The 25,629-nt window shown below is 73.5% G+C and carries 30 protein-coding genes; 19 read left to right on the top strand and 11 right to left on the bottom strand.

The genetic code is table 11. The features are described from left to right. The first annotated feature begins 34 nt into the window (after positions 1–34). The 5 genes from ACI797_RS18765 to ACI797_RS18745 all read left to right on the top strand — a co-directional run bounded on the left by ACI797_RS18765 (position 35) and on the right by ACI797_RS18745 (position 4,804). Positions 35–739: a succinate dehydrogenase cytochrome b subunit gene (locus ACI797_RS18765; protein ID WP_456860252.1), complete on the top strand. Its 705-nt coding sequence runs from the start codon at positions 35–37 to the stop codon at positions 737–739. 8 nt (positions 740–747) lie between these two features. Beyond that, a complete protein-coding gene (locus ACI797_RS18760; protein ID WP_456540654.1) occupies positions 748–2,694 on the top strand; it encodes a fumarate reductase/succinate dehydrogenase flavoprotein subunit in 1,947 nt (648 codons plus the stop codon). A gap of 2 nt (positions 2,695–2,696) precedes the next feature. Beyond that, positions 2,697–3,488, top strand: a complete 792-nt coding sequence (locus tag ACI797_RS18755; protein WP_456540744.1) for a succinate dehydrogenase/fumarate reductase iron-sulfur subunit — start codon at positions 2,697–2,699, stop codon at positions 3,486–3,488. Positions 3,489–3,768: 280 nt separating this feature from the next. Further along, a complete protein-coding gene (locus ACI797_RS18750; protein ID WP_456860251.1) occupies positions 3,769–4,281 on the top strand; it encodes a winged helix-turn-helix transcriptional regulator in 513 nt (170 codons plus the stop codon). Beyond that, the gene (locus ACI797_RS18745) at positions 4,271–4,804 is read left to right on the top strand and encodes a PaaI family thioesterase (RefSeq protein ID WP_456860250.1); all 534 of its coding nucleotides are present in this window, start codon (positions 4,271–4,273) and stop codon (positions 4,802–4,804) included. Before ACI797_RS18750 ends, ACI797_RS18745 begins: the two co-directional genes overlap by 11 nt. Before the next feature lie 4 nt (positions 4,805–4,808). Here ACI797_RS18745 and ACI797_RS18740 read toward each other — a convergent pair whose 3' ends face one another. Beyond that, positions 4,809–7,100: a putative bifunctional diguanylate cyclase/phosphodiesterase gene (locus tag ACI797_RS18740; RefSeq protein WP_456860249.1), complete on the bottom strand. Its 2,292-nt coding sequence runs from the start codon at positions 7,098–7,100 to the stop codon at positions 4,809–4,811. A 106-nt stretch (positions 7,101–7,206) separates the two neighbouring features. Between ACI797_RS18740 and ACI797_RS18735 the strand changes: the two genes are divergently transcribed. The 3 genes from ACI797_RS18735 to ACI797_RS18725 all read left to right on the top strand — a co-directional run bounded on the left by ACI797_RS18735 (position 7,207) and on the right by ACI797_RS18725 (position 8,580). Then, positions 7,207–7,593 (top strand): MmcQ/YjbR family DNA-binding protein, encoded by a 387-nt coding sequence (locus tag ACI797_RS18735; protein ID WP_456540659.1) that lies wholly within the window; start codon positions 7,207–7,209, stop codon positions 7,591–7,593. A gap of 125 nt (positions 7,594–7,718) precedes the next feature. After that, positions 7,719–8,333, top strand: a complete 615-nt coding sequence (locus tag ACI797_RS18730; RefSeq protein ID WP_456860248.1) for a hypothetical protein — start codon at positions 7,719–7,721, stop codon at positions 8,331–8,333. Then, positions 8,314–8,580, top strand: a complete 267-nt coding sequence (locus ACI797_RS18725; RefSeq protein WP_456860247.1) for a hypothetical protein — start codon at positions 8,314–8,316, stop codon at positions 8,578–8,580. Before ACI797_RS18730 ends, ACI797_RS18725 begins: the two co-directional genes overlap by 20 nt. Here the strand turns inward: ACI797_RS18725 and ACI797_RS18720 are convergent. The 4 genes from ACI797_RS18720 to ACI797_RS18705 all read right to left on the bottom strand — a co-directional run bounded on the left by ACI797_RS18720 (position 8,571) and on the right by ACI797_RS18705 (position 11,782). Beyond that, positions 8,571–9,575 carry an adenosine deaminase gene (locus ACI797_RS18720; RefSeq protein ID WP_456860246.1) on the bottom strand — a complete coding sequence of 335 codons (1,005 nt, stop codon included), beginning with the start codon at positions 9,573–9,575 and terminating at the stop codon, positions 8,571–8,573. The two genes, ACI797_RS18725 and ACI797_RS18720, sit on opposite strands and share 10 nt — an antisense overlap. Positions 9,576–9,643: 68 nt before the next feature. Continuing rightward, a complete protein-coding gene (locus tag ACI797_RS18715) occupies positions 9,644–10,630 on the bottom strand; it encodes an LLM class flavin-dependent oxidoreductase (protein ID WP_456860245.1) in 987 nt (328 codons plus the stop codon). 61 nt (positions 10,631–10,691) lie between these two features. After that, positions 10,692–11,102 (bottom strand): response regulator, encoded by a 411-nt coding sequence (locus tag ACI797_RS18710; protein WP_456860244.1) that lies wholly within the window; start codon positions 11,100–11,102, stop codon positions 10,692–10,694. A 59-nt stretch (positions 11,103–11,161) separates the two neighbouring features. Beyond that, positions 11,162–11,782, bottom strand: coding sequence for a hypothetical protein (locus ACI797_RS18705; protein ID WP_456860243.1), 621 nt, complete (start codon positions 11,780–11,782; stop codon positions 11,162–11,164). A 149-nt stretch (positions 11,783–11,931) separates the two neighbouring features. Here ACI797_RS18705 and ACI797_RS18700 point away from each other — a divergent pair, with 149 nt between their 5' ends. The 3 genes from ACI797_RS18700 to ACI797_RS18690 all read left to right on the top strand — a co-directional run bounded on the left by ACI797_RS18700 (position 11,932) and on the right by ACI797_RS18690 (position 14,334). Further along, positions 11,932–12,321 (top strand): VOC family protein, encoded by a 390-nt coding sequence (locus ACI797_RS18700; protein ID WP_456860242.1) that lies wholly within the window; start codon positions 11,932–11,934, stop codon positions 12,319–12,321. A 119-nt stretch (positions 12,322–12,440) separates the two neighbouring features. After that, complete coding sequence (locus ACI797_RS18695; RefSeq protein ID WP_456860241.1) at positions 12,441–12,890, top strand: hypothetical protein; 450 nt, start codon at positions 12,441–12,443, stop codon at positions 12,888–12,890. Positions 12,891–13,002: 112 nt separating this feature from the next. Then, a complete protein-coding gene (locus tag ACI797_RS18690; RefSeq protein WP_456860240.1) occupies positions 13,003–14,334 on the top strand; it encodes a multicopper oxidase family protein in 1,332 nt (443 codons plus the stop codon). A gap of 7 nt (positions 14,335–14,341) precedes the next feature. Here ACI797_RS18690 and ACI797_RS18685 read toward each other — a convergent pair whose 3' ends face one another. From ACI797_RS18685 to ACI797_RS18670, 4 genes are all read right to left on the bottom strand, one after another. Continuing rightward, positions 14,342–15,112 carry a DivIVA domain-containing protein gene (locus ACI797_RS18685; protein ID WP_456860239.1) on the bottom strand — a complete coding sequence of 257 codons (771 nt, stop codon included), beginning with the start codon at positions 15,110–15,112 and terminating at the stop codon, positions 14,342–14,344. Continuing rightward, on the bottom strand, positions 15,109–16,248 hold the full coding sequence (locus ACI797_RS18680) for a globin domain-containing protein (protein ID WP_456860238.1): 1,140 nt from the start codon (positions 16,246–16,248) through the stop codon (positions 15,109–15,111). The genes ACI797_RS18685 and ACI797_RS18680 overlap by 4 nt, the downstream gene beginning before the upstream one ends. A 19-nt stretch (positions 16,249–16,267) precedes the next feature. Further along, the gene (locus tag ACI797_RS18675; RefSeq protein ID WP_456540670.1) at positions 16,268–16,633 is read right to left on the bottom strand and encodes a group I truncated hemoglobin; all 366 of its coding nucleotides are present in this window, start codon (positions 16,631–16,633) and stop codon (positions 16,268–16,270) included. 438 nt (positions 16,634–17,071) lie between these two features. Beyond that, positions 17,072–18,481, bottom strand: coding sequence for a TonB-dependent receptor (locus tag ACI797_RS18670; RefSeq protein ID WP_456540672.1), 1,410 nt, complete (start codon positions 18,479–18,481; stop codon positions 17,072–17,074). A 114-nt stretch (positions 18,482–18,595) separates the two neighbouring features. Here ACI797_RS18670 and ACI797_RS18665 point away from each other — a divergent pair, with 114 nt between their 5' ends. Continuing rightward, positions 18,596–19,216 carry a DUF1989 domain-containing protein gene (locus tag ACI797_RS18665; protein ID WP_456860237.1) on the top strand — a complete coding sequence of 207 codons (621 nt, stop codon included), beginning with the start codon at positions 18,596–18,598 and terminating at the stop codon, positions 19,214–19,216. Here the strand turns inward: ACI797_RS18665 and ACI797_RS18660 are convergent. Beyond that, complete coding sequence (locus ACI797_RS18660) at positions 19,200–20,030, bottom strand: nuclear transport factor 2 family protein (RefSeq protein WP_456860236.1); 831 nt, start codon at positions 20,028–20,030, stop codon at positions 19,200–19,202. The two genes, ACI797_RS18665 and ACI797_RS18660, sit on opposite strands and share 17 nt — an antisense overlap. Before the next feature lie 137 nt (positions 20,031–20,167). Between ACI797_RS18660 and ACI797_RS18655 the strand changes: the two genes are divergently transcribed. The 7 genes from ACI797_RS18655 (at position 20,168) to ACI797_RS18625 (ending at position 25,290) form a co-directional block, all read left to right on the top strand. Further along, positions 20,168–20,677 carry a DinB family protein gene (locus tag ACI797_RS18655; RefSeq protein WP_456860235.1) on the top strand — a complete coding sequence of 170 codons (510 nt, stop codon included), beginning with the start codon at positions 20,168–20,170 and terminating at the stop codon, positions 20,675–20,677. A 178-nt stretch (positions 20,678–20,855) separates the two neighbouring features. Next, complete coding sequence (locus ACI797_RS18650; protein ID WP_456860234.1) at positions 20,856–21,875, top strand: hypothetical protein; 1,020 nt, start codon at positions 20,856–20,858, stop codon at positions 21,873–21,875. 74 nt (positions 21,876–21,949) lie between these two features. Next, complete coding sequence (locus tag ACI797_RS18645) at positions 21,950–22,504, top strand: cysteine hydrolase family protein (protein WP_456860233.1); 555 nt, start codon at positions 21,950–21,952, stop codon at positions 22,502–22,504. Between the two features lie 183 nt (positions 22,505–22,687). Then, positions 22,688–23,287 (top strand): ATP-dependent Clp protease proteolytic subunit, encoded by a 600-nt coding sequence (locus ACI797_RS18640; protein ID WP_456860232.1) that lies wholly within the window; start codon positions 22,688–22,690, stop codon positions 23,285–23,287. Between the two features lie 83 nt (positions 23,288–23,370). Then, the gene (locus tag ACI797_RS18635; RefSeq protein WP_456860231.1) at positions 23,371–23,655 is read left to right on the top strand and encodes a DUF4287 domain-containing protein; all 285 of its coding nucleotides are present in this window, start codon (positions 23,371–23,373) and stop codon (positions 23,653–23,655) included. A gap of 73 nt (positions 23,656–23,728) precedes the next feature. Beyond that, the gene (locus ACI797_RS18630; RefSeq protein ID WP_456540681.1) at positions 23,729–24,061 is read left to right on the top strand and encodes a DUF6221 family protein; all 333 of its coding nucleotides are present in this window, start codon (positions 23,729–23,731) and stop codon (positions 24,059–24,061) included. A gap of 71 nt (positions 24,062–24,132) precedes the next feature. Further along, complete coding sequence (locus tag ACI797_RS18625; protein WP_456860330.1) at positions 24,133–25,290, top strand: YihY/virulence factor BrkB family protein; 1,158 nt, start codon at positions 24,133–24,135, stop codon at positions 25,288–25,290. Here the strand turns inward: ACI797_RS18625 and ACI797_RS18620 are convergent. After that, positions 25,263–25,610: a putative quinol monooxygenase gene (locus tag ACI797_RS18620; RefSeq protein WP_456860230.1), complete on the bottom strand. Its 348-nt coding sequence runs from the start codon at positions 25,608–25,610 to the stop codon at positions 25,263–25,265. The two genes, ACI797_RS18625 and ACI797_RS18620, sit on opposite strands and share 28 nt — an antisense overlap. Positions 25,611–25,629 lie beyond the last annotated feature (19 nt).

Here is a 25,629-nt window from a genome sequence, read left to right as displayed (position 1 = left end):
CCGCAACCTTCGGTGCGGCTTAGCGTGGTGGCTTGTGGTGACGGTGACTTCCGCGGGCCAACGACGGACCCCGAAGGCGGCCAAGACGAACTCGGTCGCGAAAAAGATCATCATGGCCGTCAGCGGCATCATCATGGTGCTGTTCCTGATCGCGCACATGATCGGCAACCTGCACGCCTTCCAGGGCGGTGAGTCCTTCAACCACTACTCGCACTGGTTGCGGACCTTCGGTGAACCGGCCCTGCCGCCGCGCACCGTCCTGACCCTGATCGAGGCCGGCCTCGTGCTGGCGGTGGTCGCGCACATCGCCGCGGCGGTCTCGCTGTGGAAGCAGGCCCGCCTGGCCCGGCCCGAGCGGTACGCGGTGAAGAAGGCGGCGGCGCAGAGCTACGCGTCGCGCACGATGCGCTGGGGCGGCGTGATCATCGCCCTGTTCATCGTCTACCACGTCCTCGACCTCACGGTCGGGGTGGCGAACCCCGCCGGGCGCGAGTCCACGCCGTTCGAGCGGCTGGTGGAGGGCTTCCAGAACCCGATCATCGTGGCCGTCTACACGATCACGCTGATCCTGGTCGGCATGCACCTGCGGCACGGCATCTGGAGCGCCACGCAGACCCTCGGCCAGAGCAACCGGCGCCGCGAGAAGACGGTCAACCTCTTCGCGCTCGGCTTCTCGGTGCTGCTCATCGGCGGCTACCTGCTGGTCCCCTTCGCCATCCTCTTCGGGATCATCGAGTAAGGAACGTCATGCCTCTCGAGCTCTTCACCGTCGGCGACCCGATCGCCGACACCAAGGCACCCACCGATGTCCCGATCAACGAGCGCTGGAGCGAGCGGCGCTTCCGCGGCCGGCTGGTCAACCCGGCCAACCGCCGCAAGATGACGATCATCGTCGTCGGCACCGGCCTGGCCGGTGGCTCCGCGGCCGCGACGCTCGGCGAGGCCGGCTACAAGGTCAAGTCGTTCTGGTACCAGGACAGCCCCCGCCGGGCGCACAGCGTCGCCGCGCAGGGCGGCATCAACGCCGCGAAGAACTACCGCAACGACGGCGACAGCGTGCACCGGCTGTTCTACGACACGGTCAAGGGCGGCGACTTCCGCTCGCGCGAGAACAACGTGCACCGGCTGGCCGAGGTCAGCGTCAACATCATCGACCAGTGCGTCGCCCAGGGCGTGCCGTTCGCCCGCGAGTACGGCGGCCTGCTCGACAACCGCTCCTTCGGTGGCGCGCAGGTCTCGCGCACCTTCTACGCCCGCGGCCAGACGGGCCAGCAGCTGCTCTACGGCGCCTACCAGGCGCTGGAGCGGCAGATGTCGCTCGGCAACGTCGAGCAGTACGCCCGCACCGAGATGCTCGACCTGGTCATCGTCGACGGCCGGGCCCGCGGCATCGTCGCCCGCGACCTGGTCACCGGCGAGATCAGCACGCACTTCGGCGACGCCGTCGTCCTGGCCACCGGCGGCTACGGCAACGTCTTCTACCTGTCGACCAACGCCAAGGGCTCCAACGCCACGGCGATCTGGCGGGCGCACAAGCGGGGGGCGTACTTCGCCAACCCCTGCTACACGCAGATCCACCCGACCTGCATCCCGGTCAGCGGCGACTACCAGTCGAAGCTGACGCTGATGAGCGAGTCGCTGCGCAACGACGGCCGCGTGTGGGTGCCCAAGGAGCGCGGCGACACCCGCGACCCGCGGCAGATCCCCGAGGACGAGCGCGACTACTACCTCGAGCGCATCTACCCCGCGTTCGGCAACCTGGTGCCGCGCGACATCGCCTCCCGGCAGGCCAAGAACGTCTGCGACGAGGGCCGCGGCGTCGGCCCGAACGGCCTGGGCGTCTACCTCGACTTCGGCGAGGCGATGCAGCGGCTGGGCCGCAAGGCGATCGAGGCCAAGTACGGCAACCTCTTCGACATGTACGCCCGGATCACGGGCGAGGACCCGTACGAGGTCCCGATGCGGATCTACCCGGCCGTGCACTACACGATGGGCGGGCTGTGGGTCGACTACGACCTGCAGTCGACGATCCCCGGCATGTTCGTGATCGGCGAGGCCAACTTCTCCGACCACGGCGCCAACCGGCTGGGCGCCAGCGCCCTCATGCAGGGCCTGGCCGACGGCTACTTCGTGCTGCCGGCCACGATCAGCGAGTACCTCGCCGACGGTCCGTTCCCGAAGGTCGACGAGAGCCACCCGGCCGCCGTCGAGGCCGTGGACGGCGTCAAGGCGCAGATCCACAAGCTGCTCACCATCGACGGCAACCGCAGCGTGGCCTCCTTCCACCGCGAGCTCGGCCGGCTGATGTGGGACCTGTGCGGCATGGAGCGCTCCGAGGAGAGCCTGCGCAAGGCGCTGGACCGGATCCCCGAGCTCAAGCAGGAGTTCTGGACCAACGTCAAGGTCGTCGGCGACTGGAGCTCGTTCAACCAGAACCTCGAGCAGGCCGGCCGGGTCGCCGACTTCATCGAGCTCGCCGAGCTCATGTGCATCGACGCCCTGCACCGCAACGAGAGCTGCGGCGGCCACTTCCGCGCGGAGAGCCAGACCCCCGAGGGCGAGGCGCTGCGCGACGACGAGAACTTCGCCTACGTCGCCGCCTGGGAGTGGACGCCGGACGGCCAGCCCCCGGTCCTGCACCGGGAGAACCTCGAGTACGAGTACGTCCACCTCGCGCAGCGGAGCTACAAGTGACGATGACGGCCCCCGGACCGCACACCGAGCGGCGGACCATGAGCCTGACCCTGAAGATCTGGCGGCAGAAGGGCCCGTCGGTCAAGGGGCAGCTGGTGACCTACCGGGTCAGCGACATCTCCCCGGACATGTCGTTCCTCGAGATGCTCGACGTCCTCAACGAGAAGCTGATCATGGACGGCGACGACCCCGTCGCCTTCGACCACGACTGCCGCGAGGGCATCTGCGGCATGTGCGGCGTCATGATCAACGGGCAGGCGCACGGCCCCGAGCAGACGACCACCTGCCAGCTGCACATGCGCTCGTTCCGCGACGGCGACGAGATCGTCATCGAGCCGTGGCGGTCGCGGGCGTTCCCGGTGATCAAGGACCTCGCCGTCGACCGGCGGGCGTTCGACCGGATCATCCAGGCCGGCGGCTACATCAGCGCGCCGACCGGGACCGCGCCCGAGGCGCACTCGATCCTGGTCGACAAGAAGTCCGCCGACGCGGCCTTCGACGCCGCCACCTGCATCGGCTGCGGCGCCTGCGTCGCGGCCTGCCCGAACGGCTCGTCGATGCTGTTCACCGCGGCCAAGGTGACCCACCTCGGCCTCATGCCGCAGGGCCAGCCCGAGCGCAACGACCGGGTGGTCAACATGGTCGCCCAGCAGGACCTCGAGGGCTTCGGCGGCTGCACGAACATCGGCGAGTGCTCGGCGGCCTGCCCGAAGGGCATCTCCATGGAGACCATCTCCCGGCTCAACCACGACCTGCTCGGCGCCCTGCGCGCCGGCGCCCGTCCCAAGAGCTGACGCCGTCCTGACCGACTGACGAGGGCGGGGACCCCCACCGGGGTCCCCGCCCTCGCGGCGTCCGGCGGCGGAAGCCACGTCCGGGCGGCCCGTGGTCCACTCCCCCGCCCGGCCTTGTCGGTCCGGCTGCTCGTCCTCGCGGTCCTGGTCGTGCTGTCGGTGCCGCGGTGGTGCTGCTCGCCCGCTACGGGCTGCACCGGCTGGTGCTGCGGCTGAGCGGCCGGGAGCGGTGACGGGCCGGTGGTCGCACTTGTCGGTTTGATGTGCAAACCTGGACGGCGTGCTGCAGTCCTTCGCCTTCGACACGCTGCCGGGCCGGCCGTGCCCGATCGCGGCCTCCCTCGAGCTGGTCGGTGAGCGCTGGTCGCTGCTGGTGATCCGCGAGGTCTCGCTCGGCAACCACCGCTTCAGCGAGATCGCCCGCGGCACCGGGGCGCCGCGCGACCGGCTGTCCGCCCGCCTGTCGGCGCTGGTCGACGCCGGCGTGCTGGAGCGGCGCCCGTACAGCACCGCGCCCCCGCGCTCGGGCTACCACCTCACGGCCGCCGGCCGCGACCTGCTGCCGGTGCTGCAGGCGCTGCTGCAGTGGGGCAACCGCTGGCTGACCGAGGAGCCGCCGGTGGAGCTGCACCACGCACCCGCCGGCCACGAGGACCACGTGATCGACGCCGAGTGGGTCTGCCGCACGTGCGGCGAACCCGTGCGCGGCTCGCGCGCCGAGCGCGTGCTCACCCCGGCCGGGCGGGCGCTGACCGGCCTGCCCACCGAGGAGGACGACGTCCGTGACCGCTGAGCTCGCCGCCGGGGAACCCGACGCCTGGGGCGAGCCGCGCTCCCGGACGGTGAGCTGGCACGACCCGATGCTCACCGCCGCCGGCGCGCTGGAGCGCTCCGGCCTGGAGACGATGCAGGCGATCCGCGACGGCGTCCTGCCGCCCCCGCCCATCGCCCGGCTGCTGCAGATGGAGTTCGCCGACGTCGCCGAGGGCCGCGTCGAGTTCCGCTGCTCGCTCGACGAGTCGGTCTACAACCCGATCGGCGTCGTCCACGGCGGCGTCGTCTGCACGCTGCTGGACTCCGTCCTCGGCTGCGCCGTCCACACGACCCTGCCGCAGGGCACCGCCTACACCTCGATCGAGCTGAAGGTGAACTACCTGCGGGCCGTGCACGCGACCAGCGGCCCGCTCACCGCGATCGGCCGGGTCGTCAAGCCGGGGCGGCGGGTGGCCTTCGCGGAGGGCGAGGTCCTGGACAACGAGGGCCGCACCGTCGCGACGGCGTCGAGCTCGCTGCTGGTGTTCCCGATCCCGACGTAGCCGCCTACGGCGACGGGACGGCGGTGTCGGCGGGGTGGTGCTCCTCCAGCCATGCCCAGAGCGCGTCCGGGGGCTGCGGCCGGCTGAGGTGGTAGCCCTGCACCACGTCGCAGCCGAGGAAGGTGAGCACGTCGACCGTCTCCTGGTCCTCCACGCCCTCGGCGACGAAGACCAGACCGAGCGCGTGCGCCAACTGCAGCGTCGAGGTCACGATCGCCTCGGCGCGCGGGCTGCCCGCCATGCCGCCGACGAACGCCCGGTCGAGCTTGAGCTCGCTCACCGGCAGCGTGGCCAGGTACTCGAGGCTGGAGTAGCCGGTGCCGTAGTCGTCGATCGCGACGCCCACGCCGTAGGCCTGCAGCCGGCCGAGCACGCCGGCCGCGCGCTCGCGGTCGGCCATGAGCAGGCTCTCGGTCACCTCGAGGACTAGCACGCCCGACGGCAGGTCGTGCTCGGTCAGCAGCCGGGCGACGTCCGAGGGGAACTGCTCGTCGATCAGGTTGGACGGGCTCACGTTGACCGCCACGGTCAGCCAGCGGCCCGCGTCGGCCCACCGGCGGCACTGCCCCAGCGCCAGGTCGATGACCCGGGTGGTCAGCTGCGCCATCAGGCCCGCCGACTCGGCGAGCTCGATGAACCGGTCGGGGTAGACCAGGCCCTTGGTCGGGTGCTGCCAGCGCACCAGCGCCTCCACGCCGTCGACCTCGCCGGTCGAGAGCGTGAGCTTGGGCTGGTAGTGCAGGACGAGCTGGTCCTCCTCGATGGCGCGGCGCAGCATGGCGACGTCCTCGAGGCGGTGCCGGCCGGAGCCGTCGCGCTCCTCGTCGTAGACCGCGGCGCCGGTGCGGCTGCCCTTGGCCGAGTACATGGCGAGGTCGGCCAGCTGCAGCAGCTCCTCCGCGGACGCGGCGTGGCCCGGGCCGACCGCGATGCCGAAGCTGGCGTCGACGGTCAGGCCCATGACGCCGTGCCGGAACGGGCGCTGCAGCTCGCGGCGCAGCCGCTCGGACAGCGCCAGGGCGCCGTCGCCGTCGAGGTCCTCGGCCAGGACGACGAATTCGTCGCCGCCGAGGCGGGCGAGCAGGTCGCCGGAGCGCAGGTGACCGGCCAGCCGCGGCCCGACCTGGCGCAGCACGGCGTCGCCCGCCGCGTGCCCGAGCGAGTCGTTGATCTCCTTGAACCGGTCGAGGTCGATGACGACGACGGCCATGGTGGCGCCGGTGGCCAGGCGGGCGTCGGCCGCCCGCAGGGCCTCGTACACGGTGCGCCGGTTGGCCAGGCCGGTCAGGTCGTCGGTGCGCGCCTGCCTCCGGCTGTCGGCCAGGGCACGGACGTCGCGGAAGGTCAGCGCGGTCCGGGCGAGCGCGGCCAGCACCGCGCCCAGCGCGAGCACGCCGGCCAGCGGGTCGCCGCCGTTCTGGTAGCCGTGGAAGAGCAGGCCCAGCGCGGCGAACGCGCACGCGGCCGGGACGACGAGCGCGGTCATGCCGTCGGGGCGGTAGGCCTCCCCCTGGGCCCGCGGCAGGCAGGCGGCGACGCCGAAGCAGACCAGCGCCAGCCCGTAGCCGCCGTCGAGCGAGCCGGACTCGTAGCCGCCGTGCACGATGCCGTACAGGAACAGCGTGTCCGTGACGGCGAAGACGGCGACGCCGCCGGCCAGCCACCACCACGAGCCGCCGGCGCCCCGCCCGATGATGACCAGGGCCGCGCCGACCAGCACGAGCAGCAGCAGGTCGGCGATCGGGTAGGCCGCCCCGGCGAGGACGACGGCGACGCTCCCGCCGGTGAGCCGCAGCGCCGCGCCGAGGGCGAGCACGGCGGCGAAGGCCGCGGCGGTGAGGCCGGTGACCACGCCGTCGAGCAGCATGCTGGTGGTCAGCCGGCGCACCCGCGAGCGCAGCATGAGCACGAGCGCGACGTAGGTCAGCGGGTAGAAGCCGATGAAGCCGAGGTCGGCCCACGAGGGCCGGGGGACGGCCGCGGCGTCGCGGTAGAGCAGCTGGTGGACGACGGCGCCGGCCAGGTAGGAGGCGGCACCGGCAGCCAGGAACAGCCACGCGGCGCGGTCCTCCCGCGCCGCGCGCGAGCGCAGCACGAGGGTGACCACGAGCCCGACCAGGAACAGCACGTGGCCACCGCCGGCGAGCAGGCCCCAGACGCCGGTGGCGCCGAGCGCCGTGGCGACCAGCGAGAGCAGGTAGGTCCCGCCGAACGCGGCGGCGATCGCGCGCACGGGGGCCAGCGGCCGGTCGGCCTGGCGCCGGTCGTGGCGGCGCTCCAGGACGCCGCTCCGCATCGAGACCATGCGATGCCATCGACCGCTCGCTTCCCGCACTGCAGCACCGGCCCACCCCATGGGGTCGGTCGGTGCGAGAATCCCTCCCCCGACCTGGAGGGACGAGATGGCCACGTGGGACGACGTGAGCCGGGCGTGCCTGGCGCTGCCCGAGGCGGAGGAGGTCGTCTCGCGGGAGGGCCACCGGCAGTGGCGGGTGCGCGGCAAGGCCTTCGCGTGGGAGCGGCCGCTGCGCCGCCGGGACGTGGAGGAGCTCGCCGGGGCCGCTCCGGAGGGCCCGGTGCTCGCCGCGTCGGTGCCCGACGAGGGCGCGAAGTTCGCGCTGGTCGCCGACGAGCCCGCCGTCTTCTTCACCACCCACCACTTCGACGGCTACGCGGCCGTGCTCTGCCGCCTCGACGCCCTCCCCGCCGCGACGCTGACCGAGCTGGTCGGCGAGGCCTGGGCCTGCCGGGCCCCGAAGCGGCTGCTGGCCGAGCACCGGGAGGCCTGAGCACCCTCGCGGTCTTGCGGTTCTCTTGCGCCGTCCTCGCGGGTGCACTGCGGTGCGCCGCGCAGAGTCCGTCCTGCCGGCCGGCGAACCGCCCGGGCGGAGCGGAACGACAAGGAGATCTCGGGATGCGGGTCCTCACTCCCGGCCGGGCGCGCACGACGAAGAGGGTGGCCGGTTCGGTCGCCGTCCTCGGCGTCGCCGCGGCCGTCGCCGGCCTCGGCACCTACAGCACCTTCACCGACAGCACGAGCCCGGTCGGCACGCAGGTCGCCACCGGCGTGCTCTCGCTGTCGCTGAACAGCGGCGGCGCGGTGGCCACCCAGCCCTTCGCCGGCGGTGCCCTGCTGGCCGGTGACTCGGTCAGCCAAGGGCTCGACCTGGTCAACGACGGGACGACGGCCTTCGGCTCGGTGACGATGCGCATGTCGGCGACCTCGTCGAGCATCCTCGACACCGACACCGCCGACGGGCTGCTGCTCGAGGTGCGCTCGTGCAGCGTGCCGTGGACCGGGCCCGGCGCGTCGGCGCAGTGCACCGGCGACGAGTCGACGCTCTACGACGGCCCGATGGTGGTCACCCGCGCGCTGTCCGGTGCGGCCAGCCTCGCGCCCGGCGGTACCGACCACCTGCTGCTGACCGCCAGCCTGCCGGCGTCGGCGACCTCGTCGTCCTTCCAGGGCCGGGCGAGCACCCTGAGCCTGACCTTCGAGGGGGTGCAGCGTGGGGGCAGCAACCGCTGAGCGCGCCGAGGTGACCTACCTCGCGACCGTCGTCCTGCCGTACCACGACGTGCGGAGTGCAGCGCGGGGGCTGCGCTCCGAGCTGCGGCACCGCGTCGCGGCCGTCGGAGGCGGGGACGCCGACTGGGACAGCCTCGTGCTCACCGGCCCGGTGGCGGTGACCGACCGGCTCGGTCGCGACTGGTTCGAGTACACGGCCGCCGTCCGCGGGCCGGCCGGTGCGGAGGCCGCCGTCCGTCAGACGTGACGGACGGCGGCCACCGCCGCGAGGTGCCGTTCCTTCTCCCCGTCGGGGAGGAAGCTGGCACGGAAGCTGTTCTCGGCCAGCAGCCGGCGCTGCGCCGGCGTGAGGCCGAGGGCACGGGTCACCGCCGCGACGTTGTCGTGGAGGTACCCACCGAAGTAGGCCGGGTCGTCGGAGTTGACGGTGGCGACCAGGCCGGCGTCGAGCATGGCGCGCAGCGGGTGGTCGGCGAGCCGGTCGACGCAGCGCAGCGCCACGTTCGACAGCGGGCAGACGGTGAGGGGCACCTGTTCGTCCCGCAGCCGGGCCACCAGCGACGGGTCCTCCAGGCTGCGGATGCCGTGGTCGACCCGCTCGGCGCCGAGGCGGTCGAGGGCCGCCGCCACGTAGGCGGGCGGCCCCTCCTCCCCCGCGTGCGCCACCCGGTGCAGCCCCTCGTCGGCGGCCCGGGCGAAGACCCGCTCGAACAGCTCGGGCGGGCGGCCGGCCTCGGCGCTGTCGAGGCCGACGCCGATGACCAGGTCGCGGTAGGGCAGCAGGCGCGGCAGCAGCGCCTCCGCCTCGGCGGGGTCGCGGTCGCGGAGGAAGCAGGCGATCAGCCGGGCGGACAGGCCGTGCCGCTCCTCGGCAGCGGCGAACGCCTCCCCCAGCCCGTCGAGCACGACCTCCAGCGGCACCCCGCGGACCAGGTGGGCCTGCGGGTCGACGAACACCTCGGCGTGCCGCACCCCCTGCGCCGCCGCCCGGGCCAGGTAGGCCTCGGCGAGGTCGGTGAAGTCCTGCGGGCGCTGCAGCACCGCCGACAGCTCGTAGTACAGGTCGAGGAACGACTGCAGGTCGGTGAACGCGTAGGCCCGCCGGAGCTCGTCGAGGTCGGCGAACCGCAGCGGCGTCCGGTTGCGGGCGGCCAGCTCGAGGGCCAGCTCCGGTTCGAGCGTGCCCTCGACGTGCACGTGCAGCTCGGCGGTGGGCAGGGGGGCGACGTCGTCCTCGGTCACGCCCGCATCCTCACCGACCGCTTTCCGCGCCGAAAGCGGTCCCGCTTTCGGCGCGGCAAGGGGAGAGGTCAGGTCAGGTGCCTGGCCTCGGCGGTGAGGGTGACCGACCGCAGGGGCTGCTCCACCGTCGGCGACTGGTGGGCCACGATCAGCTCGTCGGCGTCGGCCTGCTTGGCGAACCCCTCCAGGAAGTCGCGCACCTCGTCCCGCGTGCCGACGGCGCTGTGCGTGAGCATCTGCTCGACGTGCCGGCCGGCCGGCGACTGCAGCAGCAGGTCGGCCTCCTCGTCGGTGTACGACCGGTCGCGGCGGCCGAACAGGCCGACCGCGCGGACCCGCCGGGTCTCGCCCAGCTGCCGCTGGGCGTCCTCGGTGGTGTCGGCGGCGAGCACGTTGACCCCGGCGATCACGTACGGCCGGTCCAGCTGCGCCGAGGGCCGGAACTCCGAGCGGTAGGCGGCCACCGCCGGCTCCAGCATCTGCGGCGCGAAGTGGGAGGCGAAGGCGTAGGGCAGGCCGAGCGCGGCCGCCAGCGTCGCGCCGAACATCGACGAGCCCAGGACGTACAGCGGCACGTGCGACCCCTTGCCGGGGATGGCGTCGACGCCGGGGACCCGCGACTCGCCGGCCAGGTAGGCCTGCAGCTCGAGCACGTCCTGCGGGAAGCGGTCGGCCGAGCGCTCGTCGCGGCGCAGGGCGTACATGGTGTTCTGGTCGGAGCCGGGGGCCCGGCCGAGGCCGAGGTCGATCCGGCCCGGGTACATGGCCTCGAGCGTGCCGAACTGCTCGGCGATGGTCAGCGGGGCGTGGTTGGGCAGCATGACGCCGCCGGCGCCGAGCCGGATGCTGCGGGTCTGCGCGCCCACGTGGGCGATCAGCACGCTGGTCGCCGACGAGGCGATGCTCGGCATGTTGTGGTGCTCCGCGTACCAGACCCGGTCCCAGCCCGTCTCCTCGGCGCGCTGCGCCAGCGCGACGCTGGCGGCGATGCTCTCGCCCACGGTGCTGCCGCGGGCGATCGGGGCGAGGTCGAGGACGGACAGCGGGATGCTCATGGGGTGCCTTTCGCGAGGGTGCACCGGGCGCAACCCCGCGCACGGCCGGAGGCTTCCCGCGCTACCCGCGCTCGAGCAGGCGGCGCAGCCGCGCGGTGACGTCGTCGAGCCGGAAGGGCTTGGTCAGGTAGTCGTCGGCGCCGGAGGCCAGCCCGGCCCGGCGGTCGGCGTCGTCGTCGCGGGCGGTCACGAACACGACCGGCAGCAGCGGCTGCTCGGCGCGCAGGTGCCGCAGGACGGTGAAGCCGTCGAGGTCGGGCAGCATCAGGTCGAGCAGGACGACGTCCGGGCGGACGTCGCACGCGACCGCCACCGCCTCGGCGCCCGACGCCGCCGTGGAGACCGCCCAGCCCTCGTAGCGCAGGGCCAGCGACAGCAGCTCGCGGATGGCCGGTTCGTCGTCGACCACGAGCACGCGCGCCGCGCTGCGGTCGAGGTCGGTGGTGTCCGGGTGCGGGGCGGAGATCGTCATGCCGCCGACCGTCCGCCCCGTGCCCGGGGGCCGGCTGGGTGCCGGGATGGAAGTGGCTGTCAGCGGCTCTGCAGCGCGTCCAGGGCCACGGCCATCGACGCGGCGACGCGGAAGTCCAGCCGCGGGTCGGGCACCGTCACCGTGTACCGGTCGCGGACGGCCTTGATCCGCTCGCTGACCAGCACCGTCTGGCCCGTGGCGGTGTCGACGAAGTCGAAGTGGAAGACGAACGGCACCCAGATGTCGCCGAGGTAGGGGATCAACTCCCAGATGCGGCGCAGGATCGCGATCACCGGTCGCCGCTCGCGCCCGACCGCGGTCAGCCCCGGCGCCGACAGGTTCCAGGTCGAGCGCAGCAGGCTGGCCCCGAACTGCTTGCTGAAGCTGCCGAGGGGCACCCCGTTCTCGTCGAAGACGTCGTGCTCGGCGTGGACGTCGAGCCGCTGGCGGGCCTTGAACGAGAACACCCGCCGGGTGCGCGTCTCGTCGGTGAAGAAGTCGACCTCCTCCCTGAGCTTCATCCGCTTCTGCTCGGCGAACGCCAGCAGCTGCCCCTCGCTGCCGTCGGGGTTGGCCGCGCGGATCTCGTAGCGGTTGACCATCACGGTGATGCGCTGGCTGATGAAGAAGTGCGGCACGACCATGGGGGCGGACGGCTGCCCAGCGGCGGGGACGGACACGGGCTCCTCCAGGGGTGACGACGGTGCTCGTGCCCATCCTGGCGGACGCGCCCGTCTCCGTTGTCCGTGCCGCCGCGCAGGACTAACTTCGGCCGCCGCACCGGTGCGGGGGACGACGCGATCCCACCCCACCCCTCCGGGAGGCAGCGATGCTCACCGACAGCAGAGTCGAGGCCAACATCCCCGCGGCGGACCTCGCGCGGGCGAAGGACTTCTACGCCGGGAAGCTGGGCCTGACGCCGGTCCACGAGATCGAGGGCGTCCAGCTGGCCTACGAGACCGCGGGCGGCACGCGGTTCAACGTCTACGAGACCGCCTACGCCGGGCAGGCCGGCCACACGATCGCGCAGTGGCACGTGGCCGACATCGAGTCGGAGGTGCACGACCTCCAGGCCAAGGGCGTCGCCTTCGAGGTCTACGAGGACATGCCCGGCGTGACCTGGGACGGCGAGATCGCCTCGCTGCCGGGCATGGGCCGCGCGGCCTGGTTCAAGGACAGCGAGGGCAACACCATGTGCATCGACCAGCCGGAGGGCTGAGCCGGGCACCTCGCCCGCCGCGGAGCACCGCGCGCAAGTCCCTGTCGGCGCCTCCGGCCCCGGGTGTACAACACCCGGCGGTCCCGGGCGCCGTCCGGGCGGGGCGGAGGAGGCACGACGTGAGGCAGACGTACCGAGTCCTGGCGGGGCTCATCGCGCTGGGGGTGGTCCTCCAGGCGGCGTCGGTCGCCTTCGGCTGGTTCGAGGTGATCAGCGAGGTCGACGAGGGTGCGGTGTTCGACGAGAACACCGAGTTCAACCTCGGGCAGGTGCTGCACGGCGTCGTCGGCCTGATCGTGATCCCGGCGCTGTCCCTGATCCTGCTGATCGTCTCGTTCTTCGCCGTCAAGCAGGTGCCCCACGGGCGCACCTGGGCCGGCATCGTGTTCGGCGCCGTCGTCGTGCAGGTGGTGCTGGCGTTCGTGTCGTTCGGGCTGCCGGCGATCGGTGCGCTGCACGGGATCAACGCCTTCGTCATCGCCGGCGCGGCGGGCCGGGCGATGGCGCTGGCCCGCACCCCCGCCGCCGAGCGCACGGACGTCGCGGCGGGGACGTCGCTCCCTGTCTGAGCGCCCCCGCCGCCGCTGGCGGCTGATCGCCGGCCTCGCCGTCCTCGTCCTCGCGCTGGGCGGGGCGGGCTGGTACTGGGCGGCGAGCCTGCTGCCCGGCACCTACTCGGTCATGGACATGGGCCTCGCCGACTTCGGCGGCGGGCCGGAGCACGAGCACGGCGGCGCGGGCACCAGCGTCGCCGACCTCACCGAGCCGCGGGAGGGCGAGCCGGACATCGCCTACCAGGTCGAGGCGCGGCAGGGCGAGGTCCGGCTGGCCAGCGGCGAGGAGGTGCAGGGCTACACCCTCGACGGCTCCTCCCCGGGGCCGGCGCTGGAGGCGACCCAGGGTGACCTCGTCGAGGTCACCCTGGTCAACGCCGACGTCGCCGACGGGGTCACCCTGCACTGGCACGGCGTCGACGTGCCGAACGCCGAGGACGGCGTCGCGGGCATCACCCAGGACGCCGTCGGCCCGGGCGAGGAGCACGTCTACCGGTTCGTCGCCGAGGACGCCGGCACGTACTGGTACCACTCGCACCAGGTCTCCGACCCCCAGGTGCGCGGCGGGCTGTTCGGCACCCTGGTGGTGCACCCGGCGGGGGCGGACGGCGGCGGCGACGTGGTGGCGGCGGTGCACACCTACTCCGGCCACCGGACGGTCAACGGCAGCACCGGCGTGAGCAGCGTCGAGGCCGGCGACGGCGAGCAGGTGCGGGTGCGGGTGGTCAACACCGACAGCGGCCCGCTGCGGGCGTGGGTCAGCGGGTCGCCGTTCCGCGTCCTCGCCGTCGACGGCACCGACCTCGTGGGCCCGACCGACGTCGAGGGCGAGCGCGTCGTGGTGACCGCCGGCGGACGGGTCGACCTGCTGGTCACCGCGCCGGCCCGGGTCGACGTGGGGGGCGGGGCGGCGCTGGTCGTGGGGCCGCCGGGCGACGACGTGGCGGCCGACGAGCAGCCGGACGAGCAGCTGGACCTGCTGAGCTACGGCACCCCGGCCCCGCTGCCGTTCGACGCCGAGCACCCCGACCGGCGGTTCACCTACGACATCGGCCGCCGGATCGGGCTGCTCGACGGCCGGCCCGGGTTCTGGTGGACGGTCAACGGCGGCCTGTACCCGGACATCCCGATGTACCACGTCACCGAGGGGGACGTGGTGCTGATGACCGTGAGCAACGACAGCGGCGACGTCCACCCGATGCACCTGCACGGCCACCACGCCTACGTGCTCTCGCGCGACGGCGAGCCGGTCACCGGCAGCCCGTGGGAGGTCGACTCGCTCAACGTCGAGGACGGCGAGACCTACGAGATCGCGTTCGTCGCCGACAACCCGGGCATCTGGGCGGACCACTGCCACAACCTGGAGCACGCCAGCGACGGCCTGGTCGCCCACCTGGCCTACTCCGGCGTCGACACGCCCTACGTCGTCGGCGGGGACGCGGCCAACGACCCGGAGTGACCCGGCGTCAGTTCCGGTGCTCGATGACCTCGGCGGTCACGACCGGGTGCTCCGAGGTGCTGTCGGACAGCGGCATCTCGCGGGCGACGTTGCCCGGCGCCGGCCGCGCCTCCGAGATCGGGGCGGTGCGCTGGGCGGGCGCGCGCAGCGGCGCCTGCGGGAGGGCGGACGGCTCGGCCCGGCCCCACTCGGTCTCGACGTCGGTGAGCAGCGCCTCGAGGTAGGCGCGCAGCTGCGTGCGGCAGGCCTGCGCGAACGCCTTGAGGTAGGCGACCTGCTCCTCGAGCTCCTCGGTGGTGGCGCTGCGCTGCGGGGCGGCCTCGGCCACGCCCGCCGGCTCGCCGCCGACCATGCGCGACGCCGCCTCCTGGGCGGCCTGGATGATGCTGCCGGCGGCCTCGCGGGCGTGCTTGAGCTGCTCCTCGTAGCGGGCCCGGGCGTCGGCGGTCATCTGCCGGCTGAAGTCCTCGGCCTCGGCGACGTAGGCGTCGGCGGTCTGCTGGGCGGTGGCCAGCAGCCGCACGGCCTGGTCGCTCGGCGGCACCGGCGTGGAGGCGTCCTCCACCTGCTGCTGCATGTAGTGGACCTGGTCGCGCAGCTCGGCCTTCTCGGCGTAGAGGCGGGCGAGCTCCTGCGCCGTGCGGTTGAGGAAGCGGTCGACCTCCTCCTCGTTGTAACCGGGGTGCAGCATCGTGCCGCGGTTGAACCGCACGCTCTGCACGTCGGCCGGGGTGATCCTTCTCCCCCGGTCCTCGGCCCCCTGGGCGTCGCTGGTCATTCGGTCACCTCTCCGTCGACGTTGGGGCTCGGCCGGCTGGGGGCGAAGACCTCCGACCGGATCCGCTCGGGCGGCACGCCGTCCGCCGCGAGCCTCGCTTCGGTGTCCTCCACCATCGCACCCGGCCCGGCGATGTAGACGTCCCGGCTGCGCCAGGGCCCGTGCCGGGCCACGACGTCGCCGACGTCGCCGTGCTCGAGCGGGGACTCCTTGTCGTCGGACACCGCGTAGGTCACCGTCAGCCAGCCGTGCTCGGCGGCCAGCCGGTCGAGGTCGGGCCGGTCGTAGAGCTGGTCCTCGATCCGGGCGCCGACGTAGAGGTCGACCCGCCGCTTCGGGCCGAACCGGGCCACCTGGTCGACCAGGGCCTTGAGCGGGGCCAGCCCCATGCCGCCGGCGACGAGCAGCAGGTCGCGGTCGGACTCCCGGTCGAGACCGAGGTGGCCCAGCGGCGGCCCGAGCCGGATCACGTCGCCCACGGTCACCTGGCGCACCAGCGCGGAGCTGACCGGGCCGCCGTCGCGGGCCTTGACGTGCAGCTCCATGACGCCGTCCGGGCGGGGGGCGTTGGCCGGCGAGTAGTAGCGCCACAGCCGCGGCCGCAGCTCCGTCTCGAGGGAGATCGACTGCCCGGGCTGGTAGCCGAACGGGGCGTGCGGCTTGATCTGCAGGACGGCGACGTCGAAGGTGCGGCGGTCGTGGCCCACCACGTCGGCGTCCCACCAGGCCGGCTGGTCGGCGGCCTCCTCGGCGGCGTCGACCATGACCTTGGCGACCAGCTGGTAGGCCGCCGTCCAGTCGCGGGCGAGGTCGGCGTTCCACTGGTCGTCGAAGTGCTCGAGGGTGGCCAGCAGGCTGGCGCCGACCGCCGGGTAGTGCTCGGCGACCGTGCCGAACTTGCGGTGGTCGCGGCCCAGCGCCTGCAGGATCGGCACGAGCGCGTCCAGGTCGTCGACGTAGTTGACGACGTCCCCGAGCGCCTGGAAGAGCCGGTCGCGCTGGTGGGCCATGGAGACGGGGAACAGCCGCCGCGTCTCGGGGTGGCTCAGGAACAGGTGCGAGTAGAAGTACAGCGGGGCCTCGTCGCCGGCGGCGGCCGCCTTGGCGAAGTTGGCCCGCATGGCGGGGATGTCCACGCTGCTGGTTCCTCCGAGCTCAGGCTGGCGCGGGTGCGGTGACGATCTCGTCCCGGTGGGCGCCCAGGACCTCCCCGACCGTGCCGATGTCCTCGGCCGAGACGCCGAAGGAGGTCAGCGTGGCGACCAGGTGCTCGACGACCTTGTCGAAGTCCTCGGGCGTGATGCCGAGACGGGCGTGCGCGGAGGCGAGGTCGCGCCCGGAGTAGGCGGCCGGCCCACCGGTCACCTGGACGAGCAGCGCCGTCTGGTGCCCGCGGAGCTTGCGCAGGTCGACGCCGTCGAAGTAGGGCGCCAGCTGCGGGTCCCCGACGACGCGTTCGTAGAAGTCGTCGACGGCCGCGCGGATGCCCTGCTCCTCGCCCAGTCGCTCGTATATCGACATCACCCTCTCGCCTTCTCCCCCGTGATGTCGGCTGGTCCCACACCTTGTCAGAAGGGTCTCGATATCACTACCCGAGGTCCCTCGGTCACCACCTGTCCGGGCGACTCGGCAGGCGCCTCCCGGACTCAACCCGAACGCCGCGAGAAGGCGTCGCGGCCAGTTCGTCAGATCGTGGACGTGTGGCACCGCCGCCGTCCGGGGACCCCGACCGCATCATCGTTCGTCGCCGCAGGCTGCGGCGACGAGGACGACGGCAAGGAGGACGACGGTGCACATCCGTGCCTGCACGCGGCGTCCGGTCGTCTGCCTCCCGTCGGCGCGGCGCCGACCGGCGAGCCGGGGGCTGCCGCGCTGGGTGCACCCGTTCCGGCAGGCGACCGTGGACCGCACCGACACGTCGGACGAGCCACCCGAGGCGCGCTGAGGCGCGCTGAGGCGTCAGGGCAGCCCGCGCTCGCGCGGGAAGCCGAAGAAGCCGCGCTTCTTGATCAGCTCGGCCACCTCGACGGGGACCTGCGACTCCCAGGTCGTGTCCTCGGTGGGGATCCGCCGGAGGACGTCGCGGCTGAGGATCGGCAGGTAGTCGGGCTTGTAGTCCTGCAGCGCCACGAAGCTGCCGCGGGCGTTGAGGTACTCGTAGAGCGGCCGCAGCTCCTCGGCCACCCGGACGGTGTCGACCGTGACGACCTCGCCGTCGGCGAGCATCGGGTAGACGAACAGCCGCAGGTCGTTCTTGAACAGCCGCCCGAAGCTCTCGAGGATCCCGCCCGGCAGCTCGACGTAGTGGCTCTCGTCGAACAGGTCGACGAGGCTCGGGACGCCCATGACCATCCCGATCCGCCCGTCGGTGCGCCACGCCAGGTAGGCCGCGAGCCGGTGGTAGGCCAGGAAGTCGGAGATGAGCACCGTCATGCCGCAGGCGGCGAGCAGGTCGGCGCGGGCCAGGAAGTCCTTGCGGTCCACGACGTCCCCGCCGGCCCGCAGGTTGGCCATGGTCAGCTCGGTGAGGGTGAGGATCTCGCGGCCCGCGACGGCGGGGTCGGCCGCGAAGGCGGTCCGGGCGGACTCGAGCATGTCGATGTTGACGACGGTCGGCGGCCGGAAGCTGCCGCGCTCGACCAGGATGGCCTTCTTGCGCAGCACCTCGCTGGGCTGCAGGACCCGCCGGTCGGGCCCGAACATGGCCGCGCCCGACAGGCCGAGCTGGACGAGCTTGAGGGCCATGAGCCGGTTGTCGACGGCGCGGAACTCGATGCCGCTCATCTCGATCATGTCGATCTCGATGCGCCCGGTGGTGAGCCGGTCCAGCAGGCTCTCGACCAGCCGGTCGGGCTCGTGGTGGTGGAAGAAGGCGGCGTGCAGGAGGTTGACGCCGACGATGCCCAGCGCCTCCTGCTGCATGGCCGCCTCGGCGTCGAGCATGCGCACGTGCAGGACGATCTGGCTCGGCTCGTCCCGCGGGTGGGACTGGAACTTCACGCCCATCCAGCCGTGGCACTCGTTGCCGCCGCGGTAGCTGCGGGCCACCACCGTGTCGGCGAAGGCGAAGAACGCCGTGTCGTCCCCGCGCTCGTCGCCGAGGCGGTCGACGTCGAGCTCGAACTCGCGGTCGAGCATGGCCTGCAGCCGGCCCTTGGAGACGTACCGGTCGGACTTGCCGTAGATGGCGTCGCTGACCGCCATGTCGTAGGCCGACATCGTCTTCGCCACGGTGCCGGCGGCGCCGCCGGCCCGGAAGAACCAGCGGGCGACCTCCTGGCCGGCCCCGATCTCGGCGATCGTCCCGTACCAGCGGGGGTCGAGGTTGATCTGCAGCGCCTTCTGCAGCGTGTCGACGCCGGCGTCCATGGCGGGCTCCCCTCGGGGCTTCCGGTGGCGGCAGCGTAGTGCCGACCGGGGCGTCCCGCCGCGCATCCGGGAGCGTTCACGCGACCGCAACCTGCCGGCCCTACCGTGCCCCGGGTGAGCGAGCCGCAGGTCGTCGACGTCCCCGCCATGTCCGGTCGCGCCGTCCGGCTCGCCGAGGGCGACGTGCTGCGCGTGGTGGACGTCGAGGGGCAGCAGGTGGCCGACCTCGTCGCCTACGCCGGCCCCGGTCTCGGTGAGCGGCTGTCGCAGGGGTTCACCCGCATGCTGCACGGGTCGACGCGGGTCGGCGGCCCGGGCGCCCGGCTGTACTCCGACCTCGGCCGGCCGCTGCTGGAGATCGTGACCGACCCCCTCGGCGTGCACGACCTGCTCTACCCGCCGTGCAACGAGCTGTACTACCGCGAGGTGCACGGGCTGGTCGGCAAGACCGGGTGCCGGGAGCACCTGGCCGCGGCGCTCGAGCCCCTGGGCGTGCCTTTCGACGTCGTCACCGACCCGTTCAACCTGTTCATGAACACCGCGGTCGGCGGCGACGGCCGGCCGGTGATCGCCGCGCCGCTCACCGCGGCCGGCGACTTCGTGGAGCTCCGGGCGCTGACCGACCTGGTCGTCGGCGTCTCGGCCTGCGCGGCCGACACGGGCCCGTGCAACGGCGGGCGCTGCACCGGCCTGCAGCTGGTGGTGGATCCCCCGGCGCTCAGCCCGGGCGCCTGAGGTCGGCGATCTCCGCCGTCGGGTCGGGGGTCCGCCACCGGGCGCGCCACCCGGGGGCGTCCCAGGGCTCCATCGAGTAGTCGGTCTCGCGGCAGACCCGGCCGTCGCGGAACTCCGCGATGTCGACGGCGAACCGCCACGGCCCGCCGGCCGAGCGCCGCCGGAGCTCGACGAACCACACCGCGCCGCCGCCGCGGACCCGGTCGATCGCGACGTCGACCCGCGCGGCGTGCTGGCGCCGCCACTCGCGGAAGTTCTCGAGGCCCACGAACCGCTCCCCGGACTGGGGGAACTCCAGCACGGCGTCCTCGGTGTAGACCGCGTGCGCGGCGGCGGGATCGGTGGCGGCGAGGTCGGCGTAGCGCTGCAGGGTCGCCCGGACGGTCGCGGCGTCCAGCTCGCCGGCCGGCGCGGAGGTCGGGACGGGCATGCCGTCGGGCGCGCGCCAGTGGATCCGCCAGTCGGGGGCCTCCCACGCCTCGGCCCAGTAGATGGTCTCGCGGGAGACCAGCCCGCCGCGGAACTCCACGATGTCGATGCCGAAGTCCCAGGGACCGTCGTCGTAGCGGATGCCGAGCTCGGCGGCCCAGACGTCGTCCCGGCCCCGCAGCCGGCGCGGGACGATGTCGACGCTCTCCGCCGGGTAGGCGCGCCGCCACTCCAGGAAGTTGGGGACGCCGTCGAAGCGCTCACCGGACTGCGGGAACTCCAGGACGGCGTCCTCGACGTAGATCTCGTGCGCCCGGTCCTCGTCGCCGACGCGGCTGCAGTCGATGTAGTGCTGCAGGGCGGCGCGCACCGCGGCCTCGTCCATGACCCCTGCCCCCTCACCGGCACCGGGGCTTTCCGATAGATAGGCGGTCGAAGGTAGACCCGCGCGACGGGCGCCGGTAGCGGTTCGGGCCGGAAACGGCGGGACGATCCGGCGGTCGGTGGCTAGCGTCCGCCGGCATGACGCCGCCCCGCCGCCGCCCACCGGTCGTCGCCGACGAGCGCACCCAGCTGCTCGGCTGGCTGGACCTGCAGCGGGCGATCGTGCACTACAAGTGCGAGGGGCTCTCGGACGACGACGCGCACCGCGCCCTGCTGCCGACGTCGCCGCTGATGACGGTGGCGGGGCTGGTGGCGCACCTGCGGTGGACCGAGCACTGCTGGTTCGAGGTGATCTTCGCCGGCGGCCCGTCGGACGCGAACCCGCAGTTCGGCGAGGTGCCCGGCGCCGACTTCGCGGGGGCGGCCGGCGTGCCGCTGGCGCAGCTGCTCGACGCGTACGCGCGGGAGTGCGCGCGGTCGGACGAGATCGTGGCCGCGGCGTCGTTCGACGACGTGGCGGCCCACGGCGAGCACGGCGGGGAGACGCTGCGGTGGATCCTGCACCACATGCTGGAGGAGACCGGCCGGCACGTCGGCCACCTGGACCTGCTGCGCGAGCAGCTCGACGGCACCAAGGGGTACTGGTGAGCTGCGGACACGCGCCCTGACCTGGGGGTGTTCCGGGAACGCGCAGGCCGGTAATGCTGCACCGGCGACACCACCACGCCGCACGTCACGGGGGGAGTGACGGCTCAGCGACTCGGGAGCACTGATGCGGCAGAACCAGGGACGCCACCGGGCGGGCACCGGACGACATCGCTCGCGCGTGGTCGCCCCGGGCGTGCTCGGTGCGGGCGGGACGCTCGCGGCCGCCGCGTTCACCGCCGTCGTCCTGGCCGGGACCGACGCCCCGTCGGACGCACCGGACGAGGACGGCGCGCTCGCCGCGCGCCCGGGGGTGACCGCGCCGGGCGACCTGCCGGCGCCGTCCGAGGCACCGCCGCCGCTGGACCTGCTCCTCCCCCAGGACGGCGGGACGGCGTGCACCGACTGCTCCTCCGGCGGTGGCCCGTCCCCCTCCTCCCCCGCGGTCGCCGCGCTGCTGCCCGCCCCGGTGGCGTCGGTGGTCGAGGAGCCGGTGGAGGTGGCGCAGCTGCCGGCGGTGTTCCGGGTGCAGCTGCCGGGGATCCCGCCGTCGACGGCGACGGTGAGCGCGCCGGCGACCACGCCGGTGACCAGCGCGGCGCCCGTGGTCGCCGCGTCGCCGGCGGCGCCGGTGGGCCAGGCGCCCGGGGCGACGCCGTCGGTGCCCGCCGCGGCCGCCCCGGCTCCCGCACCGGTCGGCACGGCTGCCGCGCCGGCCACCGAGGGGACCCGGCCGGCGGTGGAGGTGCCCGTCGTCGCGTCCGCGACCCGGTCCGCGGCGCATGCGGCGCCGAGCATCGACCGGCGCGCCGCCCCGGCCGTCGCGACCCTGCCGGAGCCGGCCGCCGAGCCCGCGCCCGCGCCGGCGCCGTCCGCCCCGGAGGCGGCGCCCGAGCCGGAGGTCGTCCCCGAGCCGGAGGTCGTCCCCGAGCCGGCACCGGTCCCCGAGCCGGCACCGGTCCCCGAGCCGGAGCCGGCCCCGCAGCCGGAGGCGACCCCCGCGCCGGCCGCGCCGGCGGCGGGCGAGGTGTCCCCGCGGGTGGTGCCCGACCTGCCCGAGCAGGCGGCCGCGGTGGCCGAGGAGGTGACCGCTCCGGTCGTCCACGAGCTGCCCGAGCGGGCCGCCGCCCCCGCGGAGACCGCCCCGGCCCTCCCCGAGCAGGCGGCCGACGCCGCGCAGGCGGCGCACGGCGACCGATAGCCCCGGCGACCTGCGGTTCCTGTCGGTGGTCGGCCCTACCGTGGGCTCGACGTCCACCGACCGAGGAGACCCGCGTGACGACGCTGCCGGACCGCCCCTGCACCGCGCTGGTGGTCATCGACGTGCAGAACGGGGTGGTGGGCGGCGCCCACGACCGCGACGCCGTCGTGGCCAACATCGGCACGCTCGTCGAGCGGGCGCGGGAGGCCGACGTCCCGGTCGTCTGGGTGCAGCACTCCGCCGACGACCTGCCGCAGGGCAGCGAGGCGTGGGAGCAGGTGCCCGAGCTGCCGCGCCGGGAGTCCGAGCCGCTGGTGCACAAGACGTTCGGGGACTCGTTCGAGGGGACCGTCCTCGAGGAGGTCCTGGCCGCGGCCGGTGTCGGGCACCTGGTGGTCAGCGGCGCGCAGTCCGACGCGTGCATCCGGTCGACGATCCACGGCGCCTTCACGCGTGGCTACGACGTCACCCTCGTCGCCGACGCGCACACCACCGAGGACCTCAGCGTCTACGGCGCGCCCGCGCCCGACCAGGTCATCGCGCACACGAACCTCTACTGGCGGTTCCAGTCGGCGCCCGGTCGCACGGCCGCCGTCACCGGCACGCAGGAGGTCACCTTCGGCGGGTGACGAGAGCCCTTTCGTCAATCCCCTTTCACGGAGAGCGCAACATTTCAGCAGTCGGCTGAAAGTGCCATTTCGGCGCGTTTTCCGCAGCCATTTCCGCCAGACTCCCGGGGCATCGGCAACCCGAGCGACCGGAGGTTCCGGAAGATGCACAGCACCCCTCTGAGCAGCACCGTTCCCGCGCGTATGCTGGAGGGGGGTGGGCGCTCGAGCCTGTCGGACGCGATCTACGACCGATTGCTGCAGGAGCGGATCATCTTCCTCGGCAGGCAGGTCGACGACGACATCGCCAATCAGCTGGCTGCGCAGATGCTGCTGTTGTCGGCGGAGGACCCGAAGCGCGACATCCACCTGTACATCAACTCGCCCGGCGGCTCGGTCAGCGCCGGCATGGCCCTGTACGACACGATGCGGTTCGTCGACTGCGACGTCGCGACGTACGGGATGGGCATGGCCGCCTCGATGGGCCAGTTCCTGCTGACCGCCGGCACGCCGGGCAAGCGCTACGCCCTGCCGCACACGCGCGTGATGATGCACCAGCCCTCGGCCGGGGTCGGCGGCACGCAGTCCGACATCGCGATCCAGGCGGAGCTGTTCGGGAGGCTCAAGCGCGAGGTCAACGAGCTGCAGAGCCGGCACTCGGGCCAGCCGGTCGAGCGGATCGAGCAGGACTCCGACCGCGACCGCTGGTTCACGCCCGAGGAGGCGCTGGCCTACGGGCTGATCGACCGGGTGGTCGCCTCGGCCTCCGCACTGCCGGCCCGCGACAACCCGCTCGTCGACTGACCCCGCCCGCCTGTCCGGGCACCGATGAGTCCGACGCTCGGCGCCGGTCTACCCGGCGACACCGACCGACCGGCGGAGTCCCCGTGAGCTTCCGGGCGTACCTCGACACCATCGAGGTGAAGACCGGCCTGACCCCGCGCCAGCTCGTCGCCCAGGCGCACGAGCGCGGGTTCGACTCGACCACCAAGGCCACACCGATCGTCGACTGGTTGAAGGAGGAGCACGGCCTCGGCCGCGGGCACGCGATGGCGCTGGTCCACGTGATCAAGAACGGCCCGCGGATCAGCGACCGGCACGTCGGCACGACCGGCACGCACCGCGACCCGACGGACACCCTCTGGCTCGACGGGATCGCCACCCGTCCCTGAACCGGGTAATGAGGAACGGGATCGTGCGGATCCTGCTTGGCTTTACACCCTCAAGCCAGTAGGAACGTCGCTCGTGGACCTGGCCGACTTCCTGCTCGCGCGCATCGCGGAGGACGAGCTCATCGCGCTCACCGCCGCAATGGTCGAGGAGGAGTACGGCCCGCTCGGGAACTTCGCCGGCTCGACGACCGACGCCCGGCTCGCCCACGCGGTGCGCTGGGGCACCGAACGCGTCCGCCTGGAGAACTCGATCCGCCGCCAGCTCGTGCAGATCCACGGTTCGGCCGCGCAGCAGTGCTGCGTCTCGGCTGCCGCCCGTCCCCCGGCCGAGCCCTGCCCGACCCTGCGGCTGATCGGGCTCGGCTACGCCGCCCACCCCGACTACCAGGCCGACTGGCGACCCTGACGATCGCCGCGCCCGCGCGTGCTCGGTGAACACCGCGGCCCCGGGCGGCGCATGCTGTGCCGGTGCCGAAGATGCGCAGCGACCGGGAGACGACCGGCGCCGAGGCCGCCGCCCCGGAGGCGCCCGGGGCGCCGACGCCCGCGGCCGGGCCGGCAGCGCCGGGGACGGCGGCGCAGGAGCAGCCGGCCCCGGAAGCAGCGCCGTCCCGGCCGGGCGCGGCGCGGCGGCTGCTCGGCCGCACGCTGAACAGCGCGTGGAACGACGACATCTTCAGCGAGTCGGCGGGCGCGGCTTTCTGGCAGACGCTGTCGGTGCCGCCCCTCCTGCTGGGGATGTTCGGCACGCTCGGCTTCGTCGGCGGGATCTTCGGGCCGGACGCCGTCGAGGCGGTGCAGCGCTGGATCATCCAGCTGACCGGCGGCTTCTTCAGCCGCGAGGCGCTCGACGAGATCGTCGTCCCCACCGTGGCCGACATCCTCAACACGACCCAGGCGGGTGTGGTCTCGGTCGGCTTCGTCCTCTCGTTCTGGTTCGGCTCGTCGGCGATGGCCGCGTTCGTCGACGCGATCACCCGGGCCTGGGACCAGTACGAGATCCGCAACCTGCTCTGGCAGCGGGTGCTGGCGGCGGTCATGTACCTGGTCAGCCTCCTGACCGGCATCATCGCCATCCCCGTGCTCACCCTCGGCCCGGAGCGGCTGGTGCCCGTGCTCCCCGACTCCTGGGAGGGCCCGGTCAAAGCCGTCGGCAACGCGCTCTACTCACCGCTGACCGGCCTGGTCCTGCTGCTCGCGCTCACGACGCTCTACAAGGTCGCGCTGCCGCTCAAGCCGCCGTGGTACCGCGGGCTGCCCGGCGCGCTGCTGGCGGCGCTGGTGTTCCTCGCCGGGACGACCGGGCTGCGCCTCTACCTCGACTGGATCGCCTCCACCGGGTACACGTACGGCGCGCTGGGCGCCCCGATCGCCTTCCTGCTCGTGACCTTCTTCATCGCCTTCGCGATCATCCTGGGCGCGCACCTCAACGCCTCGGTCCAGGCGCTGTGGCCGGCGCAGCTGCGCGACCGCCGCGGCCGCTGCGAGAAGCTCGGCCCCGGGACGCCCGCGCTGCGGCGGGCGGTGCACGAGAACCCCGCGGCCGCGGCGGCCCTGCTCCGCCAGCTCCACTGGCGGGTCGAGCCGCCGCCGAGCGACGCGGGGGATCAGCCGGTGGAGAAGTCGGCGCGGTAGCGGCGCTGCTCGTCGCGGACCGGCTCGCGCCGGTCCACCCGGAACTTCTCCACCGCCGACGCGCCCGACCCGTGGGCGTGCAGCGCCTCCTTGGTCGCGGCGAAGTTCGGGTGCTCGAAGTGGGCGGCCAGCGACGCCTCGTCCCGCCACCGCTCGACCACCTGGACGACGTCGTCGTCGACGGTGTCGGCGGTGAAGGCGTAGGCCAGGCAGCCCGGCTCCTCCGTTCGCGTGCGGTGCACCAGCGGCCGGATCGCGGCCAGCAGCTCCTCCCGCCGCGCGGGCTCCACCTGGATCGTGCCGACGATCAGGATCTCCACGCCGGCCACGCTAGCGGCG

The sequence above is a fragment of the Geodermatophilus sp. SYSU D00691 genome (assembly GCF_054050275.1).
Note: the sequence above shows the minus strand (reverse complement) of the source record. Positions and strands in the feature narration are given on the sequence as shown.

What these genes read in the sequence shown, in the direction of transcription:
- ACI797_RS18760 (WP_456540654.1), top strand. Translation starts at nt 748, where the DNA reads ATGCCTCTCGAGCTCTTCACCGTCGGCGACCCGATCGCCGACACCAAG.
- ACI797_RS18755 (WP_456540744.1), top strand. Translation starts at nt 2,697, where the DNA reads ATGACGGCCCCCGGACCGCACACCGAGCGGCGGACCATGAGCCTGACC.
- ACI797_RS18740 (WP_456860249.1), bottom strand. Translation starts at nt 7,100, where the DNA reads ATGCGGAGCGGCGTCCTGGAGCGCCGCCACGACCGGCGCCAGGCCGAC.
- ACI797_RS18735 (WP_456540659.1), top strand. Translation starts at nt 7,207, where the DNA reads ATGGCCACGTGGGACGACGTGAGCCGGGCGTGCCTGGCGCTGCCCGAG.
- ACI797_RS18730 (WP_456860248.1), top strand. Translation starts at nt 7,719, where the DNA reads ATGCGGGTCCTCACTCCCGGCCGGGCGCGCACGACGAAGAGGGTGGCC.
- ACI797_RS18715 (WP_456860245.1), bottom strand. Translation starts at nt 10,630, where the DNA reads ATGAGCATCCCGCTGTCCGTCCTCGACCTCGCCCCGATCGCCCGCGGC.
- ACI797_RS18710 (WP_456860244.1), bottom strand. Translation starts at nt 11,102, where the DNA reads ATGACGATCTCCGCCCCGCACCCGGACACCACCGACCTCGACCGCAGC.
- ACI797_RS18700 (WP_456860242.1), top strand. Translation starts at nt 11,932, where the DNA reads ATGCTCACCGACAGCAGAGTCGAGGCCAACATCCCCGCGGCGGACCTC.
- ACI797_RS18690 (WP_456860240.1), top strand. Translation starts at nt 13,003, where the DNA reads ATGGACATGGGCCTCGCCGACTTCGGCGGCGGGCCGGAGCACGAGCAC.
- ACI797_RS18685 (WP_456860239.1), bottom strand. Translation starts at nt 15,112, where the DNA reads ATGACCAGCGACGCCCAGGGGGCCGAGGACCGGGGGAGAAGGATCACC.
- ACI797_RS18675 (WP_456540670.1), bottom strand. Translation starts at nt 16,633, where the DNA reads ATGTCGATATACGAGCGACTGGGCGAGGAGCAGGGCATCCGCGCGGCC.
- ACI797_RS18670 (WP_456540672.1), bottom strand. Translation starts at nt 18,481, where the DNA reads ATGGACGCCGGCGTCGACACGCTGCAGAAGGCGCTGCAGATCAACCTC.
- ACI797_RS18660 (WP_456860236.1), bottom strand. Translation starts at nt 20,030, where the DNA reads ATGGACGAGGCCGCGGTGCGCGCCGCCCTGCAGCACTACATCGACTGC.
- ACI797_RS18655 (WP_456860235.1), top strand. Translation starts at nt 20,168, where the DNA reads ATGACGCCGCCCCGCCGCCGCCCACCGGTCGTCGCCGACGAGCGCACC.
- ACI797_RS18640 (WP_456860232.1), top strand. Translation starts at nt 22,688, where the DNA reads ATGCTGGAGGGGGGTGGGCGCTCGAGCCTGTCGGACGCGATCTACGAC.
- ACI797_RS18625 (WP_456860330.1), top strand. Translation starts at nt 24,133, where the DNA reads ATGCGCAGCGACCGGGAGACGACCGGCGCCGAGGCCGCCGCCCCGGAG.